Annotated in this window: 16 protein-coding genes; 15 read left to right on the top strand and 1 reads right to left on the bottom strand. The window is 69.9% G+C overall.

The genetic code is table 11. The features are described from left to right. Nucleotides 1-5: 5 nt before the first annotated feature. Nucleotides 6-788 carry an enoyl-CoA hydratase/isomerase family protein gene (locus AC1DYK_RS18075; RefSeq protein ID WP_478167567.1) on the bottom strand — a complete coding sequence of 261 codons (783 nt, stop codon included), beginning with the start codon at nucleotides 786-788 and terminating at the stop codon, nucleotides 6-8. A 308-nt stretch (nucleotides 789-1096) separates the two neighbouring features. On the opposite strand from AC1DYK_RS18075, the gene AC1DYK_RS18070 reads away from it, so the two are divergent. The 15 genes from AC1DYK_RS18070 to AC1DYK_RS18000 are packed head-to-tail and all read left to right on the top strand — an operon-like array spanning nucleotide 1097 to nucleotide 18049. Then, on the top strand, nucleotides 1097-1888 hold the full coding sequence (locus AC1DYK_RS18070) for an ABC transporter ATP-binding protein (protein WP_478167566.1): 792 nt from the start codon (nucleotides 1097-1099) through the stop codon (nucleotides 1886-1888). Next, on the top strand, nucleotides 1885-2667 hold the full coding sequence (locus AC1DYK_RS18065; RefSeq protein ID WP_478167565.1) for an ABC transporter ATP-binding protein: 783 nt from the start codon (nucleotides 1885-1887) through the stop codon (nucleotides 2665-2667). The genes AC1DYK_RS18070 and AC1DYK_RS18065 overlap by 4 nt, the downstream gene beginning before the upstream one ends. Next, nucleotides 2664-4577, top strand: a complete 1914-nt coding sequence (locus AC1DYK_RS18060; RefSeq protein WP_478167564.1) for an AMP-dependent synthetase/ligase — start codon at nucleotides 2664-2666, stop codon at nucleotides 4575-4577. The genes AC1DYK_RS18065 and AC1DYK_RS18060 overlap by 4 nt, the downstream gene beginning before the upstream one ends. Next, nucleotides 4577-5449 (top strand): branched-chain amino acid ABC transporter permease, encoded by an 873-nt coding sequence (locus AC1DYK_RS18055; RefSeq protein ID WP_478167563.1) that lies wholly within the window; start codon nucleotides 4577-4579, stop codon nucleotides 5447-5449. Before AC1DYK_RS18060 ends, AC1DYK_RS18055 begins: the two co-directional genes overlap by 1 nt. Next, nucleotides 5449-6495, top strand: coding sequence for a branched-chain amino acid ABC transporter permease (locus AC1DYK_RS18050; RefSeq protein WP_478167562.1), 1047 nt, complete (start codon nucleotides 5449-5451; stop codon nucleotides 6493-6495). Before AC1DYK_RS18055 ends, AC1DYK_RS18050 begins: the two co-directional genes overlap by 1 nt. Nucleotides 6496-6521: 26 nt before the next feature. Next, a complete protein-coding gene (locus tag AC1DYK_RS18045) occupies nucleotides 6522-7718 on the top strand; it encodes an ABC transporter substrate-binding protein (protein ID WP_478167561.1) in 1197 nt (398 codons plus the stop codon). An 11-nt stretch (nucleotides 7719-7729) separates the two neighbouring features. After that, nucleotides 7730-8665, top strand: coding sequence for an SDR family oxidoreductase (locus tag AC1DYK_RS18040; RefSeq protein ID WP_478167560.1), 936 nt, complete (start codon nucleotides 7730-7732; stop codon nucleotides 8663-8665). Then, nucleotides 8662-9465 (top strand): enoyl-CoA hydratase-related protein, encoded by an 804-nt coding sequence (locus AC1DYK_RS18035; protein ID WP_478167559.1) that lies wholly within the window; start codon nucleotides 8662-8664, stop codon nucleotides 9463-9465. The genes AC1DYK_RS18040 and AC1DYK_RS18035 overlap by 4 nt, the downstream gene beginning before the upstream one ends. Further along, the gene (locus tag AC1DYK_RS18030; RefSeq protein WP_478167558.1) at nucleotides 9462-11267 is read left to right on the top strand and encodes an acyclic terpene utilization AtuA family protein; all 1806 of its coding nucleotides are present in this window, start codon (nucleotides 9462-9464) and stop codon (nucleotides 11265-11267) included. The genes AC1DYK_RS18035 and AC1DYK_RS18030 overlap by 4 nt, the downstream gene beginning before the upstream one ends. Continuing rightward, nucleotides 11264-12127, top strand: a complete 864-nt coding sequence (locus tag AC1DYK_RS18025; RefSeq protein WP_478167557.1) for a TetR/AcrR family transcriptional regulator — start codon at nucleotides 11264-11266, stop codon at nucleotides 12125-12127. The genes AC1DYK_RS18030 and AC1DYK_RS18025 overlap by 4 nt, the downstream gene beginning before the upstream one ends. Further along, nucleotides 12124-13596: an acetyl-CoA carboxylase biotin carboxylase subunit gene (locus tag AC1DYK_RS18020; RefSeq protein ID WP_478167556.1), complete on the top strand. Its 1473-nt coding sequence runs from the start codon at nucleotides 12124-12126 to the stop codon at nucleotides 13594-13596. The genes AC1DYK_RS18025 and AC1DYK_RS18020 overlap by 4 nt, the downstream gene beginning before the upstream one ends. Nucleotides 13597-13615: 19 nt before the next feature. Then, nucleotides 13616-14101, top strand: a complete 486-nt coding sequence (locus tag AC1DYK_RS18015; RefSeq protein ID WP_478167555.1) for an acyl-CoA carboxylase biotin carboxyl carrier protein subunit — start codon at nucleotides 13616-13618, stop codon at nucleotides 14099-14101. Beyond that, nucleotides 14098-15708: an acyl-CoA carboxylase subunit beta gene (locus tag AC1DYK_RS18010; protein WP_478167554.1), complete on the top strand. Its 1611-nt coding sequence runs from the start codon at nucleotides 14098-14100 to the stop codon at nucleotides 15706-15708. The genes AC1DYK_RS18015 and AC1DYK_RS18010 overlap by 4 nt, the downstream gene beginning before the upstream one ends. Nucleotides 15709-15740: 32 nt before the next feature. Then, nucleotides 15741-17411, top strand: coding sequence for an AMP-binding protein (locus AC1DYK_RS18005; protein ID WP_478167553.1), 1671 nt, complete (start codon nucleotides 15741-15743; stop codon nucleotides 17409-17411). Beyond that, nucleotides 17408-18049 (top strand): DsbA family protein, encoded by a 642-nt coding sequence (locus tag AC1DYK_RS18000; RefSeq protein WP_478167552.1) that lies wholly within the window; start codon nucleotides 17408-17410, stop codon nucleotides 18047-18049. The genes AC1DYK_RS18005 and AC1DYK_RS18000 overlap by 4 nt, the downstream gene beginning before the upstream one ends. The last annotated feature ends 1 nt before the right edge of the window (nucleotide 18050 follow it).

Raw genomic sequence — 18050 nt, 5'->3', positions numbered from 1 at the left:
GCGGTTCAGGCGGCATGGCCGCCACGCTCGGCGAATGCGGCGACACGCGCGGCGAAATCGGCGCTGGCGGCGCAGCGCAGGAAGGCGGCCTTCTCGCACGCCAGCTGCGCCTGCAGGCCTTCACGCGACTGGACGGCGGTCAGTTCCGTCAGCTCGCGCACCGATTGGGCAGGCAGGGCCGCGAGCTCGCGCGCGTAGCGCTGCGCCTGGGCGTCGGCACGCTCGGCGTCGACGATGCGGCTGATCAGCCCGAGCGCCAGCGCTTCTTCCGCATCCATCGTGCTGCGCAGCGTGAGCAGATCGAAGGCGCGCGCGGCGCCCAGGCGCTGCGTCAGGCGGAAGCTCAGGCCGCCATCGGCGGGCGCGCCGAGCTGCGCGTAGGCCGTGACGAAGCGAGTGCCGCGCGCCGCCAGCACCATGTCGCAGGCCAGCGCCAGCGAGATGCCGCCGCCGGCCACCGCGCCATGGACGCTGGCGATCACCGGGACCGCGATGCGATTCAATGCCATCACGCTGGCGTGGAAGCTGTCGATCATGCGGGCGATGAACGCAGGCAGCTCGGACCGGTGCGCATGCATCGCGGCCACGTCGCCGCCACCGCAGAACGACCGGCCTTCGCCACGCAGCACCAGCGCCCGCACGCCCGGCGCGGCAGCCACCGTCTCGATCGCGCGATGCAGCGCCTCGGCGGCTGGAAAGTCCAGCGCATTGAGCGCATCGGCGCGGTTCAGCGCGATCGTCGCGACTTCGCCATGGAAGTCGATGCAGACGGGATCTTGCGTGTCCATGTGTCTCCGGAGGTGTTCCGCATCAAGTTGACCTTGACTCAATAATGTCCGTTGATGCGGTGCCAATGAGACACCGGTTGGCTTCGTTTGAGAAGGGAGGAAATGCTAGGTTTAACCCTAAGACAGTGAAGAGAGGCGGAAGATGTTCCGGCGGAGGAATTCGAAGAACAAAAATTGAGTCAGGGTCAGAAAACTGTTGACAGGTGGAAATCGACGCCGCAATATCCGCCCCACAACCAGACGCCACGACCGGCACGGAGACAAGTCTTGGAATCTCACCAACCCTCGTTCGGCCGGGGCCGTTGCCCATGTTGAGCATCACCAACCTGCAGGTGTTCTACGACCGTGCGGTCGAGGCCGTGCGCGACGTCTCGCTCGAACTCGACCAGGGCCGCATCGTCGCCTTGCTGGGCAGCAACGGTGCGGGCAAGTCGACCGTGCTCAAGGCGATCAGCGGCGTGCTCTATCCGGAAGACGGCGAGATCACGGGCGGTGCGATCCGCTACGACAACGCCTCGCTCGAACGCTGCGCGCCGCACGAGATCGTTCGGCGCGGGCTCGTCCAGGTGCCCGAAGGCCGCAGGCTCTTCGACACGCTCACGGTCGAGGAGAACCTGCGCATGGGCGGCTACCTGCGGCCCGGCACCGACGAATCCCAGGCGCTGGCCAGCATCTACGCCTTGTTCCCCGCGATCGAAGCCCATCGGCATCGCGTGGCCGGCTACCTGTCCGGCGGACAGCAGCAGATGGTGGCGATCGGCCGCGCGCTCATGGGCGAGCCGAAGCTGCTGCTGCTCGACGAGCCCTCGCTCGGACTCGCGCCGCAGATCATCGCGGAGATCTTCGACATCATTCGCCGGCTGCGCGACGAGCGCGGCCTGACGGTGCTGCTGGTGGAGCAGAACGCACAGCTGGCGCTCTCGCTCGCCGACTACGGCTACATCATGGAGCGCGGCCGGATCGTGCTCGACGACACGCCGGCCAAGCTGCTCGCGAACGACGACGTGAAGGAGTTCTACCTCGGCGTGCAGGCCGGCGGCCAGCGCCGCAGCATGCGCGAGATCAAGCACTACAAGCGGCGCAAGAGGTGGCTCTCGTGAGCGCGGCGTTGCTCGAGCTGCAGGGCGTGGGCAAGCGCTTCGGCGGCCTCGAGGCCTTGTCGGGCATCGACCTGCAGGTGCAGCGCGGCCACATCTTCAGCGTCATCGGGCCCAACGGCGCCGGCAAGACCACGCTGTTCAACCTGATCTCGTGCCTGCTCGCGCCCAGCGCGGGGCGGATCGTCTTCGACGGCGAGGACATCGCGGGCGCGGCGGCCCACAGCCTCTCGAAGCGCGGCATCGCACGCACCTTCCAGAACCTCGCGGTCTTCAAGCATGAGACCGTGATCGACAACATCCTGACCGGGCTGCACGCGCGGCTCACCACGGGCGTGCTGGGCGCCGCCGTGTTCTGGGGCTCCGCACGCCGCGCCGAGATCGCGGCCCGCGAGACCGCGGAGGAGATCGTCGAGTTCCTCGAGATCGAGACCATCCGCGACCTGCCGGTCGGCACGCTGTCCTACGGCCTGCAGAAGCGGGTCGAGCTGGGGCGCGCGCTGGCGATGCAGCCGCGCCTGCTGCTGCTCGACGAAATGGTGTCGGGCATGAACCAGGAGGAGACCGAGGACATCGCCCGCTTCATCCTCGACATCCGCGAGGAGCGCAACGTCACGGTGATGATGATCGAGCACGAGATGGGCATCGTGATGGACATCTCCGACCACGTCTGCGTGCTGAACTTCGGCCGCAAGATCGCCGATGGCACGCCCGCCGAGGTGGCGGCCGACCCGGCCGTCATCGCGGCCTACCTGGGCGTTGCCGCGCCCGTCGCAGCATGAAGCCGGCGCAGACCTCCGACCACCGCGTGCTCGCCGATGCCGCACTGCCGCCCGGCGTGGCCGAGGGCCGGGCGACGATGCCGGGCCTGCTGCGCCATCGCGCGCGCCAGACGCCCGAGCGCATCGCCTTTCGCGAGAAGACGCGCGGCATCTGGCAGGGTACGACCTGGTCCGGCTACTTCGAGCGGGTGCGCGCCTTCGCGCTGTTCCTGCAGCAGGCCGGCTTCGGTGCCGGCGACAAACTGGTCATTGCCTCCGACGGCACGCCCGAGTGGTTCATCGCCGATCTGGCGGCGCAGTCGCTGGGCGGCGTGACGGTCGGCATCTATCCGACCAACCCCTGGCCCGAGCTGCAGTACATCGTCCGCCACTGTGGTGCCAAGGTGGCGGTCTGCGGCGACCAGGAGCAGACCGACAAGGTGCTCGAGGCGATGCGCCGCGACGGCGGCCTGCCGGACCTCGAGCGCGTGCTCACGGTCGACTGGAAGGGCCTGCGCCACTACGACGAGCCGATGCTGATGCCGTTCGCGCAGGCGCTCGCCGAAGGCCGCGCGCTGGCGCAGCAGGAGGGCCGCAGCGCCGCCTGGGAGGCCGTGCTCGATGCGCTCGATGCCGGCCAGGATGCGCTGATCGTCTACACCTCGGGCACCACCGGCATGCCCAAGGGCGCGCGCCTCTCGCACGCCGGCATCCTGTCCGACGCCGCGGCGCTGGGTGCGGTGCAGGGCTTCGCCGGCAAGCCGCTCACGGTGGTCTGCTACCTGCCGCTGTGCCATGTCGCCGAGCGCCTGATGTCGCCGGTGATGCAGCTGGTCTACGGCTCGATCGTCAACTTCGCCGAGTCGATCGACGCCGTCACCCACAACCTGCGCGAGATCGGCCCGAGCTTCTTCTTCGGCGTGCCGCGCATCTGGGAAAAGCTGCAGTACGAGATCCTCATCAAGTCGCGCGATGCGCGGCCGATCGCGCGGCGCGCCTTCACGAAGGCGATGGCCATCGCCACGCCGATCGCCGAACGCAGCATCGCCAACGGCGGCCGCGCGGTCAGCCGGCGCGACGCCTTCGTCGCCTGGCTGCTGCGGGTGACGGTGTTCAGCAACCTGCTGGCCGGCGTCGGGCTCGACCGCACCTGGGTCGCGATGACCGGCGGCGCGTCGATCTCGCCCTCGGTGATCCTCTTCTTCCGCGCGCTGGGCGTGCCGATCTACCAGATCTACGGCATGACCGAGACCAGCGGCGCCAGCCATTCGCAATCCGTCGCGCTGTCGCGCCTGGGCTGGTGCGGCCCGCTGCTGCCGGGGGTGGTCGAGCAGCGCGTCGCCGCCGACGGCGAGCTGCAGCTGCGCGGCGCGATCGTCTTCAACGGCTACCTGCACGACGAGGCGGCCACCTGCGCCGCCTTCGACGACGGCTGGCTGCGCACCGGCGACATCGTCGAGCTCGACGAGGCCACCGGGCAGGTGCAGATCGTGGACCGCAAGAAGGCCATCCTGATCACCAGCGGCGGAAAGAACATCACGCCCTCGCTGATCGAGAACGCCTTGAAGGAAAGCCTCTACATCAGCGAGGCCGTGCTGCTCGGCGACGGCAGGCACTTCGTCTCGGCCCTGATCCAGATCGACCTCGACACGGTCGGCAAGTGGGCGCAGGAGCGCGGCATGGCCTACACCACCTACGAGACGCTGGCGCAGCTCGACGCGGTGCGCGAGCTCATCGCCGACGACGTCAAGCGCGTCAACGAACGCTTCTCGCGGGTCGAGAGCATCCGCAAGTTCGCGCTGCTGAAAAAGCAGCTCGACCACGACGACGGCGAGCTCACCGCCACGATGAAGGTGCGCCGGCGGGTCATCGAGCAGAAGTTCGCGGCCGAGGTCGCGCACATCTACGGCGCCGAGAAAGCGACGGCCTGATGAACTACTTCCTGAACCTCGTCACCTCGGGCCTGGTGATCGGCGCGCTCTACGGCCTGGTCGCGATGGGCTTCGCCATCGTCTACCGCGCGACCGGCATGGTGAACTTCGCGCAAGGCGAGGTGATGATGCTGATCGCCTACATCAGCTTCAGCCTGGCCACCATCCCGGGCATCGGCTTCGGCCCGCTGCTGGTGGCGGTGCTCGCGGTGTCGGTGCTGCTGGGCCTGGCGATCGAGCGCATCTTCATCCGACCGATGCTCGGCGAGCCGATGTTCTCGCGCGTGATGGTGACCATCGGCCTCGCGGTGGTGATCCGCTCCACCGTGATCCTGATCTGGGGCGTCGAGCCCACGGCCTTCCCGCGCCCCTTCGGCAACGCCGTGATCCGGTTCGCGGGCCTCGCGCTCTATCCGGGCCAGATCTTCGCGCTGGTGTCGCTGGCCGTGCTGTGCGCCCTGATGTGGCTCTTCTTCTCGCGCTCGCGCATCGGCATCGCGATGCGGGCGACCTCGAACAACGAGACCACCGCGCTCCTGATGGGCATCAACGTGAAACGCATCAGCGCCGTCGCCTGGGCGCTGTCGGCGGTGTTCGCGGCCTTCGCCGGCCTGGCGTTCTGCCTGATGTTCAGCCTCGAGCCCGAGATCTCGCAGATGGGCCTGCGCGGCTTCCCGGCGACCATCCTCGGCGGCCTCGACTCGGTGGTCGGCGGCGCCTTCGGCGGGCTGGTGATCGGCGTGTTCGAGAACCTCGCCGGCGGCTACCTGGGGCGCGGCCTCAAGGAGATCGCCGGCTTCGTGCTGATCATCGTGGTGCTGATGGTCAAGCCCTACGGCCTGTTCGGCCAACGTGAAATCGAAAGAGTCTGATGCGCAGCAGAACCTACCAGACCTCCTATGCCGGCCTGGTCGCCCTGGCTCCCCAGCGCGTCACCTGGTGCTGGGCGCTGGCCGGGCTCGGCCTGCTGCTGATCGCGCCGGCCTGGTTCGGCGCCCACGGGCTCAACATGCTGACCAGCATCTTCGTGGTCTCGGTCGGCGTGCTCGGGCTCAACCTGCTGTCGGGCGTGGCCGGCCAGATCTCGCTCGGCCATGCCGGCTTCCTGCTGATCGGCGCCTACGCGCAGGCGATCCTGACGACCGACTACGGCGTGCCGTCGCTGCTGGCGATTCCGCTGGCGGGGCTGGTCGCGGCCCTCGCCAGCCTGATCGTCGGCGTGCCCTCGCTGCGGCTCAAGGGCCTGTATCTGGCGATCACCACGCTGGCCTTCACCTTCATCGTGCGCCACGTGGTGCTGTTTGCCGAGGGCATCACGCGCGGTTCGTCGGGCATGCCGGTCGAGCCGCTCAGCGTGCTGGGCGTGTCGTTCAAGGGCGACCAGCGCTTCTACTACGCGGCGCTGTTCTTCCTGGTGCTGGCGGTGTTCGCGACGCTGAACCTGATGCGCTCGCGGATCGGCCGTGCCTGGCTGGCCCTGCGCGACCACGACATCGCGGCGCGCGCGATGGGCATCGACCTGATGCGCTACAAGCTGCTGGCCTTCATGGTGAGCGCCTTCTACACCGGCGTCGCGGGCGCGCTGGTGGCCTTGCAGACGCGCTTCGTCAATGTCGACACCTTCAGCGTCCTGATCAGCATCGAGGCGCTGGCGATGGTGATCGTCGGCGGCATGGGCCGCATCCATGGCGCGATCCTCGGCGCGGCGCTGATCCTGCTCTTGCCCGAATTGCTGAGCTTCGGCTTCGAAGCGGCGGGCGACGGCGTGCGCATGCTCATGGCCGACCGCATCTACGAGGTCAAGGGCCTGATGTACGGCGTGGTGATCCTGCTGTTCCTGCGGCTCGAGCCCGAGGGACTGGCCGGAATCTGGCGCAAGGCCAAGCGCTTCTGGGTGCAGTGGCCGCTGTCCCAATGACAACCGAATCACAACAGGAGACGACGATGGGCAAGCAAGAAGGCAAGGCGATGGTGGTGCGTGCGTTGGCGGTGTTGGGCATGCTCGCGGCCACGGCCGGCGCGCAGGCGCAGGACGTCGGCGTCACGGCCAGCGAGATCCTGATCGGCGAGGTGCAGCCGATGTCGGGCCCGGCCTCGCTGATCGGCAAGGCCGGCGCGGCGGGCTCCAAGCTCGCCATCGCCGAGATCAACGCCGCCGGCGGCATCAACGGCCGCAAGCTGCGCGCCATCTACGAGGACGACGGCTACGTGCCGGCGCGCTCGGTGTCGGCGGTCAAGAAGCTGATCGACACCGACAAGGTGTTCGGCATCACCGGCACCACCGGCAGCTCGCACATGGTGGCGATGCTGCCGGCGATCGAGGAGGCGAAGATCCCGACCATCGTCCACATGGCGCCGAATCCGGCCGTGGTGTCGCCGCGGCGGCCCAGCGTCTTCATGATCGGGCCCGACTACGACTATGCGGGCTACGTGCCGGTGCGCTACATGGTCGAGAAGATGAACAAGAAGGGCGCCAAGTTCGGCATCCTCTACCAGGACGACGACTTCGGCAAAGCCCTGCTGTCGGGCTACCAGAAGGCGGTCAAGGAATTCGGCCTCTCGAGCGTGGCCGAGATCTCGTTCAAGCGCGGCGCCAAGGACTTCTCAGCCGAGGTCCTGACGCTCAAGGACAAGGGCGTCAATGCGCTCTACCTCGGCACGCTGACCACCGAGTCGGCCTCGATCATGTCGGAGCTGCGCCGCCTCGACATGGACATGACGCTCGGGACGCTGTGGGCCGGCCAGATGCCGGCCGCGGTCAAGCTGGCGGCACCGTCGGGCTACCAGTACCTGATCCCCGACTACTACGCCTCCAACTACGACCCGGCGGGCGCGGCGCTCATGGGCTCGGCCAAGAAGTACCTGAGCGCCGACGACTACGCCAACTTCAACCGCTACACCGTGAGCGGCTACGTCGGCACGATGGTCTTCGCCGAGGGCGTGCGCCGCTGCGGCGCCAACGTGACGCGGGCCTGCGTGATCGCGCAGCTCGACAAGCTGCACGACTACAAGGTCGGCGGCTTGAGCGGCCCGGTGTCCTTCGACAACCCGAAGGGCCAGGCCGTGATGCCGATCAAGCTGTTCCAGACCGAACCGCAGAGCGGCACCGTGAAGTCGCTGACCGACTTCGTCGCCTACTGAGCCCTCAGTCGATGCCGACCGCCGCCTCTTCTTCCGCCAGCACCGAGCGCTACCGTTCGGCCTTTCGTCCCGGCCTGTTCGACGGCCGCACGGTGGTCGTCACCGGTGGCGGCAGCGGGCTCGGCCGCTGCACCGCGCACGAGCTCGCGAGCCTCGGCGCGCACCTCGCGCTGGTCGGGCGGCAGTCGGGCAAGCTCGAGGCGGTGGCGGCCGAGATCGCCGCCATCTACCCCGAGCGCGCAGGCGACGTCACGACCCATGTCTGCGACATCCGCGACGAGGCGGCGGTCCAGGCGACGGTGGCTGAGGTCATTGCGACGCACGGCCGGCTCGACGGGCTCTTCAATTGCGCCGGCGGGCAGTTTCCGGCCCGGCTGCGCGACATCTCGCTCAAGGGCTGGGATGCGGTGGTGCGCAACAACCTGCACGGCACTTTCCTGTTCTCGCGCGAATGCTTCGTGCAGTGGATGGAGGCGAACGGCGGCAGCATCGTCAACATGCTGGCCGACATCTGGGGCGGCCTGCCGGGCATGGGCCATTCGGGCGCGGCGCGCGGCGGCGTGCTCACGCTGACCGAGACCGCGGCCTGCGAGTGGGGGCATGCCGGCGTGCGGGTCAACGCGGTCGCGCCGGGCTGGATCGCCTCGGCCGGCATCGACACCTACGACGAGGACTATCGCAATGTGCTGCGCGGGCTGCGCGACAAGGTGCCGCTGCAGCGCTTCGGCACCGAGGCCGAACTGTCCTCGGCCGTCGTCTATCTGCTGTCGGAGGCCGCGGGCTTCATCAGCGGCGCCGTGATCCGCGTCGATGGCGGCGTGCCGACGGCACGGCCGACCTGGAAGCTGGAACCGGCGGCGCGCAGCTTCGCCTACGACGGCTTCCCGCAGTACCAGCCGCCGGCCACCTTTGGCGACCTGCCGGGCGGGGACGAGGAAACCACATGAGCATGAACACGAATCCGATACAGCCACAGGTCAAGGTCGAACGGCAAGGCGCCGCCTGCCGCATCACCATCGACCGTGCCGAGGCGCACAACACGATGACCGACACGGTGATGGTCGCGCTGACCGAGGCGCTGCGCCAGGCCGAGGCGATGGAAGGCGTGCGCGCCATCGTGCTCACCGGCGCCGGCGACAAGACCTTCTGTGCCGGCGGCCAGCTCAAGCCGACCGCCGACGGCTCGCCGTTCGCGCTGGAGCCCGGCCGCTTCGACAATCCGGTGACCGAGCTGTTCCGTGCGCTCGATCGCTGCAACCTGCCGATCATCGCGCGCGTCAATGGCGGCGCCTTCGGTGGCGGGCTGGGCCTGGTCTGCGCCTGCGACTTCGCGATCGCCGCCGAGGGCGCGATGTTCGGCACCACCGAGGCCCGCGTCGGCGTGTTCCCGATGATGATCCTGCCGCTGCTGATGCGCGTGATCCCGCGCCGGCGGCTGCTCGAGATGTGCTTCCTCGCGCATCGCTTCCCGGCCGGCGATGCCGAGCGCTTCGACATCGTGAACCGCGTGGTTCCGGCCGCAGCGCTCGATGCCGCGGTCGACGAACTGGTGGCCAAGCTGGCGGCCAACTCGCCGGTCGCGCTGCGCATCGGCCGCCGCGCCATCGGCGCGATCACCGACCTGTCGTTCAACGATGCCTTGAATCTCGCGCAGGCCATCCTGCCCGTGCTGTCGCAGAGCGAGGACACGCGCGAGGGCATGAAGGCCTTTGCCGAACGCCGCGCGCCGGAGTGGCCCGGACGATGAACACCTTGCCTGAACGCCGAACCCGCCCGCTGCGCATCGGCTGCGCCAGCGGCTTCTGGGGCGACTCCGAGAGCGGTGCCTCGCAGCTCGTGCGGCTTGGCGAGATCGACTACCTGGTCTTCGACTTCCTGGCCGAGATCACGATGTCGCTGCTGGCCCGTGCCAAGGCCAAGTCGGCCGACGCCGGCTATGCGCCGGATTTCGTGCGGGTGGTGGCGGCGCTTGCGCCCGAGCTGAAGGCGCGCGGCATCCGCGTGGTGTCGAACGCCGGCGGCGTGAATCCGGCCGCCTGCCGGCTGGCGCTGCAGAAGGAACTCGAAGCCCAGGGTATCGCGCTGCGGATCGCGGTGGTGGAGGGCGACGACCTCTCCGGCCAGGCCGATGCACTGCGCGCGGCCGGCACGCGCGAGATGTTCAGCGGCGCACCGATGCCGGCCGAGCTGCTCAGCATCAATGCCTACCTCGGCGCGCAGCCGATCGTCGCCGCGCTGGCGGCCGGGGCCGACATCGTGATCACCGGCCGCGTGGTCGACAGCGCGGTCACGCTGGCGCCGCTGGTGCATGAATTCGGCTGGGGCTGGCAGGACTGGGACCGGCTCGCGACCGGCAGCCTGGCCGGCCACCTGATCGAATGCGGCGCCCAGGCCACCGGCGGCCTCTTCACCGACTGGGAGCGGGTGCCCGGCTGGGACGACATGGGCTTCCCGATCGTCGAATGCCCGCCCGACGGCCGGAGCTTCGTGCTGACCAAGCCGCCCGGCACGGGCGGGCTGGTGATCCCCGCCACCGCGGCCGAGCAGATCGTCTACGAGATCGGCGACCCGCGCGCCTACCTGCTGCCCGACGTGTGCTGCGACTTCTCCGAGGTGCGGCTCGAACAGGACGGGCCCGATCGCGTGCGCGTCAGCGGCGCGCACGGCCGGCCGGCGCCGCTCAGCTACAAGGCCAGCGCCACCCATGCCGACGGCTGGCGTCTGCTGGGCACGCTGATGATCGGCGGGCCGGAAGCGGCACGCAAGGCGCAGCGCGTGGGCGAGGCGATCCTGGCGCGCTGCCGGCGGCTGCTGGCCGAGCGCGGACTGGCCGATTTCAGCGAAGCCCACATCGAGGTGCTGGGTGCGGAGAGCACCTACGGCCCGCATGCGCGCACGCGGCACAGCCGCGAGGTGGTGCTGAAGCTGGCCGCGCGGCATGCATCGCGCGCCGCGCTCGAACTGCTGGCGCGCGAGATCGCGCCGTCGGCGACGTCCATGGCACAAGGCATCACGGGCTTCGCCGCGGGCCGGCCGTCGCCTTCGCCGGTGGTGCGGCTGTTCTCGCTGCAGGTGGACCGCGCGGCGGTGCCGGCACGGGTCTCGCTCGACGGGCAGGCGCTGCCGTTCGACGAGCTGCAGGTCGGCCAGCCGGTCGCCGCGCTCGATGGCGCCGAGGAGCAGCCGGCCGCCACGCCGGTGGCGGGCACCGTGCGCGTCCCGTTGATCCGCATCGCCCATGCGCGCAGCGGCGACAAGGGCGACATGGCCAACATCGGCGTCATCGCACGCTCGCCCGAAGCCTACGCATGGCTGCTGCGCGCGCTCGACGCCGACACCGTCGCGGCCTATTTCGCGCACGTGGCCAAGGGCCGCGTCAGGCGCTACCCGCTGCCCGGCTTTCACGCGCTGAACTTCACGCTCGAGAACGCGCTCGGCGGCGGCGGCATCGCCTCGCTGCGCTACGACCCGCAGGGCAAGGCGCTGGCGCAGATGCTGCTCGACCTGGAGCTCGACGTGCCGGCCGACTTGGTACAAAGCCTTCCATGAAAACCACTGTCACAAAGTCCAAAGCACCTGCCAGAAAAGGCACTTCGATCGCGGCCGGTTCGCCCCGCGCGATCCCGGGCGAATCCCCGGCTCCCATCGCGGCCGGCAAGCAGACGCCACGCCGGCTGCGCCGCGCGGCCGAGATCCTGGCCGCGGCGCGCGAAGTGTTCCTCGAGAAGAGCTTCGAGCGTTCCTCGGTGGCCGAGATCGCGGCCCGCGTCGGCGTCGTCGAAGGGCTGGTCTACACCTATTTCCCGACCAAGCGCGACCTGCTCAACGAGGTGCTGCGCGGCATGTACGAGCCGCTGATCCAGGACATCGCCGATGGCTTCGCGCGCATCCACGGCTTCCGCAGCCGGCTGCGTTTCCTGGTCTGGCGGCACCTGCGCGTGTACGTCGAGGAGCCCGGGCTCTCGCGCATCGTGCTGCATGAGGTGCGCACCAGCCCGGACTACTTCCAGTCGGTGCTGCACGACCTGCAAGTGCGCTACACCGCCTTCCTGGTGCGCACCGTGCGCGAGGCGGTGGAGGAGGGCGAACTGCCCGCCGACACCGACGTCGAGCTGATCCGCAGCATGCTCTACGGCGGCATCGAGCACCGCATGTGGTCGCAGCTGTACGGCCGCGGCAGCATCGACATCGAAGCCACCGCCGACCGCTGCACGGCCATGCTGCTGGGCGGCATGCTGATGACGCGCGAAGCCGCGCTCGACCTCGCGCCCGGCACCACCGCTTCGGCCCAGCGCGCGAGCGGCGACATCGAGGCCCGTCTCGCGCGGCTCGAACGGATCGTGGCCGGCGGCGTGCTGCCGCCGGCTCCCGCAGCCCCTGCAGCGAAGCGACGCAAAGACCCCCCATGACCCCGATCCGAAAGCTCTTCATCGCCAACCGCGCCGAGATCGCGCTGCGCATCGTGCGCACGGCCAGCCGTCTCGGCATCGAGACCGTGGTGCCCTGGCACCGGCAGGACCGGGCCGGCCCCGCGCTGCTCGCCGCCACCGGGTCGGTCGAAGTCTTCGGCGAGCCGCCGGTCGCGGCCTGGCTCGATGCCCAGGCCATGATCCGTGCCGCGCGCCAGAGCGGCTGCGACGCCATCCATCCGGGCTACGGCTTCCTGTCGGAGAACGCGGCCTTCGCGCAGGCCGTGGCGGATGCCGGCCTGGTCTTCGTCGGTCCGCCCGCGGGCGTGATCGAGCTGATGGGCGACAAGATCAGCGCGCGCCGCTTCGCGGTGCAGCACGACGTGCCGGTCACGCCCTCGGCCGACGAGGCCGACGACCCTGCGAGCTTTGCCGAGCGCGCGCGCAGCATCGGCTTTCCGCTCCTGATCAAGGGCGCCGCGGGCGGTGGCGGCAAGGGCATGCAGATCGTGCGGCGCGAGCAGGAGCTGGCCGCCGCCATCGACATCGCGCGCGCCGAGAGCCAGCGCTATTTCGGCGACGGCCGCCTGTTCGCCGAGCGCTTCGTCGAGCGGCCGCGCCACATCGAGGTGCAGGTCTTCGGCGACAGCCACGGCCACGTGATCCACCTGGGCGAGCGCGAGTGCTCGATCCAGCGCCGCTTCCAGAAGCTGATCGAGGAGTCGCCGGCACCCGGGCTGCCGCCGGCGCTGCGCGAGCGCATCTGCGCCGCGGCCGTGCGCCTGGCGTCGGCGGCAGGCTACGTCAACGCGGGCACGGTCGAATGCATCGTCTCGCCCGAGGGCGAGTTCTTCTTCCTCGAGATGAACACGCGGCTGCAGGTGGAGCATCCGGTGACCGAGATGGTCACCGGCCTGGATCTCGTCGAACTGCAGCTGCGCGTGGCGCAGGGCGAAGCGCTGGGCATCGCGCAGGCGCAGGTGACCAGCGCGGGCCACGCCATCGAATGCCGCATCCTGGCGGAAGATGCGGACGCCGGCTTCGTGCCGGACACCGGCCGCGTGCTGCTGTTGCACGCGCCGCAGGGGCCGGGCGTGCGCTTCGACGCCGGTGTCACCGAAGGCGCGCCCGTGACCGCCGATTTCGACTCGATGCTCGCCAAGCTCGTGGTGCACGGCGCCGACCGCCGCCTCGCGATCTCCCGCATGCGCACGGCGCTGGCCGAGACCACGATGCTGGGCGTCACGATCAACAACGACTTCCTGGCGCGGGTGCTGCAGCATCCGGCCTTCGCACAGGGCGAGACCGACACCGGCTTCCTCGAACGGCATCGCGATGCGCTGGCACCGGCCGCGCTGACCGATGGCGAGCGCCACGCGCTGCTGGCGGTCGCCGCATCGGCGGCGCCCGACCGCGCCGCCCGCACGGTCCCCGAGCCCTACGCCTCGATGGGTGCCTGGCGCAACTGATCTTCACTAGGCCTCATTCATGACCACCTTCCTGTTCAGCCATGCCCCCGCGGTGCGGCACCGCGTCCACGCCCACGCCGAAGCGGTGCAAGTCGACGATGTCCGGCTCGCGGTGCGCGCCGCCGGCGGCGGCAGCTTCGTCACCACGGTCGACGGCCGCAGCGAGCGCCTGAATGCCGTGGCGCACGGCGACTCGGTCTACGTGCAGCTCAAGGGACGGGCCTGGCGCATGGACCGCGTCGACCCCGCCCGCTCGACCAACGGTGCCGCGGCCGGCGTTGCGGGCGCCTCGCTGGCGCCGATGCCGGGCGTCGTCGTCTCGCTGCAGGCCACGCTCGGACAGGCGGTGCGCCAAGGCGATGCGCTGCTGGTGATCGAGAGCATGAAGCTGCAGATGACCATCGGCGCCGCGGCGGACGGCGTGGTGGCCGAACTGCCCCTGGCGGTCGGCCAGACCTTCCAGCGCGGCGCGGTGCTGGTGCGCACGGAGGAACCATCGCAATGAGCCGCATCCAGAGCCAGATCGACACCGGCAGCGCGAGCTTCCGGCAGAACCACGCGGCCATGGCCGAACGCGTCGATGCGCTGCGCCGCAAGCTGCACAGCGCGCGCTACGAGCGCCCGGAACGCGACATCGAGCGCCTGCACCGGCAGAAGAAGCTGACCGTGCGCGAGCGGCTCGATCTGCTGCTCGACCCCGGCACGCCGTTCCTGGAGATCGGCGCACTGGCCGCCAACCGCTCGTACGAGGGCGAGGTGCATGGTGCGGGGCAGGTCTCGGGCATCGGCATCGTCCAGGGCCGCGAGGTGATGATCCATGCGGACGATCCGAGCATCAAGGGCGGCGCCTGGTATCCGCTGTCGATCAAGAAGATCGTCCGCACGCTCGACATCGCGATCGAGAACCGGCTGCCGGTGATCCACCTCTGCGACAGCGCGGGCGGCTTCCTGCCGCTGCAGTCGGAGCTGTTCCCCGACCGCCATGCGGCCGGCCGCATCTTCCGCAACCAGTGCACGCTGTCGAAGATGGGCGTGCCGCAGATCGCCGTGGTGCTCGGCCATTGCACCGCGGGCGGCGCCTACATCCCGGCGCTGTGCGACTACAGCGTGATCGTGCGCGGCAACGGCGGCGTGTTCCTCGGCGGCCCGCCGCTGGTCAAGGCGGCGACCGGCGAGGTGGTCACGGCCGAGGCGCTGGGCGGTGCGCAGATGCACACCACGGTCTCGGGCACCTGCGACTACGCGGCCGACGACGAGCCGCATGCGCTGTCGATCGCGCGCGACATCCTGGCCCAGACCACGCCCGGCCGCAAGCAGGCGATCGACCGCACCGAGGCCGAGCCGCCGCACTACGACCCGCAGGAGCTCTACGGGATCATCCCGACCGACTGGAAGACCGGCTTCGACATGCGCGAGGTGATCGCGCGCATCGTCGACGCCAGCCAGTTCCACGAGTACCAGCCGGACTACGGCACCACCATGGTCTGCGGCTATGCGCGCATCTGGGGCTGCAAGGTCGGCATCCTGGCCAACAACGGCGTGCTCTTCAACGACAGCTCGCTCAAGGCCGCGCACTTCATGCGGCTGTGCGACCGCGACCGCACGCCGCTGGTCTTCCTGCAGAACATCACGGGCTACATGGTCGGGCGCGAGTACGAGGAGCGCGGCATCACCAAGGACGGCGCCAAGATGATCATGACGCAGGTCGGCTGCACGGTGCCCAAGTTCACCGTGATCGTCGGCGGCTCCTTCGGCGCCGGCAACTACGGCATGTGCGGGCGCGCCTTCGACGGCCGCTTCCTCTGGATGTGGCCGCAGTCGCAGATCGCGGTGATGGGCGCCGAGCAGGCGGCCAACACGCTGGCCGACGTGAAGGTGCGCCAGCTGCAGCGCAACGGCCATGCGCTGTCGGACGAGGAGATCGCCGCGATCCGCGACCCGGTGCTCAAGAGCTTCGAGGCCGAGAGCGATGCGTACCACTCGACCTCCGAGCTGTGGGACGACGGCATCCTCGATCCGGTCGACACGCGCAATGCGCTCGGCATGGCGATCGCGGCCTCGCTGAACGCGCCGTTCAGCGACGACGTGGGCTACGGCGTGCTCAGGCTCTGAGCCGCGCGCGGCGAAGAAGGAGACGACGGAACATGATCGCGATCGACGACCACAGCACCATCGGCGACACCTTCTCCAGGGCCGCGGACACCTACGCGGACAAGACCTTCCTGGCCGTGCCCGCCAACCCCGCGCGCGCCTACGCGGCCGCAGGTGTCGAGATCAGTTACCGCGCCGCGGCGCAGGCCGTGCAGGCGTTGACGCGAACCTATGCCGCCGCGGGCTACGGCGTCGGCCACCGCATCGGCCTGCTGCTGGAGAACCGGCCCGAGCACCTGCTGCACAAGCTCGCGATGAACGCGCTGGGCGTGTGCTGCGTGCCGCTCAATCCCGACCATCGGGCGGGCGAGCTGGCCTTCGTGATCGACCATGCGAAGGTCGACCTGGTGGTCGTCGTTGCGGGACTCGACACGCTGCTGCAGGCCGCGCTGGCCGAGGCCGCGCAGCGGCCGGGCGTGGTGCGCCTCGATGCCTTCGAGCAAGGCCTGCCGCGTGCGGCGCGAGCCGCCGCATCCACCACGCCCGACGGCCAGACCCCGGCGAGCGTGCTCTACACCAGCGGCACCACGGGCCGGCCCAAGGGCTGCGTGCTGTCGCACCGCAGCGAGCTCGCGTTCGGCGCCTGGTACGCAACGCGCGGCGGCCTGGCCGGCTTCGGCGAGGGCTGCGAGCGGATCTACAACCCGCTGCCGCTGTTCCACGTGAACGCGTCGATCTTTTCCTTCTACTGCGCGATGCTCAAGGGCAACTGCCAGGTGCAGACCGACCGCTTCCATGTCTCGCGCTGGTGGACCGAAGTGCGCGAGTCGCGCGCGACGGTCGTGCACTACCTGGGCGTGGTGGTGCCGATGCTGCTGAGCCAGCCGGCGAGCCCGCTGGACCGCGAGCACGCCGTGCGTTTCGCCATCGGCGCCGGCGTCGAGCCGCAGCGGCATGCGAGTTTCGAGCAGCGCTTCGGCTTCCCGCTGATCGAGATCTGGGGCATGACCGAGATGGCGCGCGCGCTGGTCGACAACCAGGCGCCGCGCCGCGTCGGCACGCGGGCCTTCGGCCGCGCGCAGCCCGGGCTCGAGGTCCGCGTGGTCGACGATGCCGACATCGACGTGGCCGACGGCACCGACGGCGAGATGCTGATCCGCCATTCGGCCACGACGCCGCGGAAGGACTTCTTCAGCGGCTACCTCGACGATCCCGGCGCCACCGAGCAGGCGTGGCGCGGCGGCTGGTTCCACACCGGCGACATCGTCCGGCGTACGCCCGACGGCATGCTGCACTTCGTCGACCGGCGCAAGAACATCATCCGGCGCTCGGGCGAGAACATCGCCGCGGCCGAGGTCGAGGCGCTGTTGCAGACGCATCCGTGGGTCGACCAGGTGGCGGTGCTGGCATTGCCGGACGAAGTCCGCGAGGAGGAGGTGCTCGCCTGCGTCGTGCTGCGCCCGGAGGCCGGCGCGGATGTCGATGCCGCGGTGCGCGCCCTGTTCGATCTCTGCCACGCGAAGCTGGCCTACTACAAGGCGCCGGGCTGGGTCTGGGTGACCGACCGCATCCCGACCACCGCCACGCAGAAGATCCAGAAGCACCAGATCTTCCCGCCGGGCGTCGATCCGCGCGGCCTGGCCGGCATGCGCGACCTGCGGGCCCTGAAGAAGCGCGGTGCCACCCCCGGCCCGAGTCCGGCGCTGGCCGGGACACCGACATGAGCGCGCCGGCACCGATCGACTTCTGGTTCGACTTCGTGTCGCCCTATGGCTATCTGATGTCGGAAAGGATCGGTGCGGTCGCTGCGCGGCACGGGCGCAGCGTTCGCTGGCGGCCGGTGCTGCTGTTCGCGGTGTTGCGGGCGCTCGACCTGCCGGCGCCGCTGGCCAGCGAGACCAAGCGCGCCTACATGTGGCGCGACTTCGAACGCTCGGCCAGCTTGCTCGGTGTGCCCTTCCGCTTGCCCGATGGCTTTCCGGCGATCGCGCCGCATGCCGCGCGCGCATTCCATCTCCTCGACCGCAGCGAACCCGCCGCCGCCGTTCGCTTCGCCCAGGCGGCCATGCGCGGCTACTTCCGTGACGGGGCGGCACTCGACGACGCCGGCCAGGTGGCGCGCTGGGCCTGCGAGGCAGCGCCCGCCCTCGGCGATGCGAAGGGTTTCGAGCATCGGCTCGGAGGCGCCGAAGCGAGGGAGCTGCTTCGCCAGGAGGTCGAAGAGGCCGTGCGCCAGCGTGTCTTCGGCTCGCCCTTCATCGTGATCGATGGCGAAGCCTTCTTCGGCGTCGATCGCCTGCCGCAGATCGAAGCCTGGCTGGACGGCCGCCTGTCGCCGGCGCCGCACGCACGAGGCGCCTGAT

The sequence above is a fragment of the Variovorax sp. P2_H12 genome, from assembly GCF_056403395.1.
The sequence above is the reverse complement of the archived record's forward strand: the minus strand, read 5'-3'. Positions and strand labels throughout refer to the sequence as shown.

Bases quoted from the DNA above. Each gene is read 5' to 3' on its own strand.
- AC1DYK_RS18075 (WP_478167567.1), bottom strand. From the start codon at position 788: ATGGACACGCAAGATCCCGTCTGCATCGACTTCCATGGCGAAGTCGCG.
- AC1DYK_RS18070 (WP_478167566.1), top strand. From the start codon at position 1,097: ATGTTGAGCATCACCAACCTGCAGGTGTTCTACGACCGTGCGGTCGAG.
- AC1DYK_RS18060 (WP_478167564.1), top strand. From the start codon at position 2,664: ATGAAGCCGGCGCAGACCTCCGACCACCGCGTGCTCGCCGATGCCGCA.
- AC1DYK_RS18055 (WP_478167563.1), top strand. From the start codon at position 4,577: ATGAACTACTTCCTGAACCTCGTCACCTCGGGCCTGGTGATCGGCGCG.
- AC1DYK_RS18050 (WP_478167562.1), top strand. From the start codon at position 5,449: ATGCGCAGCAGAACCTACCAGACCTCCTATGCCGGCCTGGTCGCCCTG.
- AC1DYK_RS18045 (WP_478167561.1), top strand. From the start codon at position 6,522: ATGGGCAAGCAAGAAGGCAAGGCGATGGTGGTGCGTGCGTTGGCGGTG.
- AC1DYK_RS18040 (WP_478167560.1), top strand. From the start codon at position 7,730: ATGCCGACCGCCGCCTCTTCTTCCGCCAGCACCGAGCGCTACCGTTCG.
- AC1DYK_RS18035 (WP_478167559.1), top strand. From the start codon at position 8,662: ATGAGCATGAACACGAATCCGATACAGCCACAGGTCAAGGTCGAACGG.
- AC1DYK_RS18030 (WP_478167558.1), top strand. From the start codon at position 9,462: ATGAACACCTTGCCTGAACGCCGAACCCGCCCGCTGCGCATCGGCTGC.
- AC1DYK_RS18025 (WP_478167557.1), top strand. From the start codon at position 11,264: ATGAAAACCACTGTCACAAAGTCCAAAGCACCTGCCAGAAAAGGCACT.
- AC1DYK_RS18020 (WP_478167556.1), top strand. From the start codon at position 12,124: ATGACCCCGATCCGAAAGCTCTTCATCGCCAACCGCGCCGAGATCGCG.
- AC1DYK_RS18015 (WP_478167555.1), top strand. From the start codon at position 13,616: ATGACCACCTTCCTGTTCAGCCATGCCCCCGCGGTGCGGCACCGCGTC.
- AC1DYK_RS18010 (WP_478167554.1), top strand. From the start codon at position 14,098: ATGAGCCGCATCCAGAGCCAGATCGACACCGGCAGCGCGAGCTTCCGG.
- AC1DYK_RS18005 (WP_478167553.1), top strand. From the start codon at position 15,741: ATGATCGCGATCGACGACCACAGCACCATCGGCGACACCTTCTCCAGG.
- AC1DYK_RS18000 (WP_478167552.1), top strand. From the start codon at position 17,408: ATGAGCGCGCCGGCACCGATCGACTTCTGGTTCGACTTCGTGTCGCCC.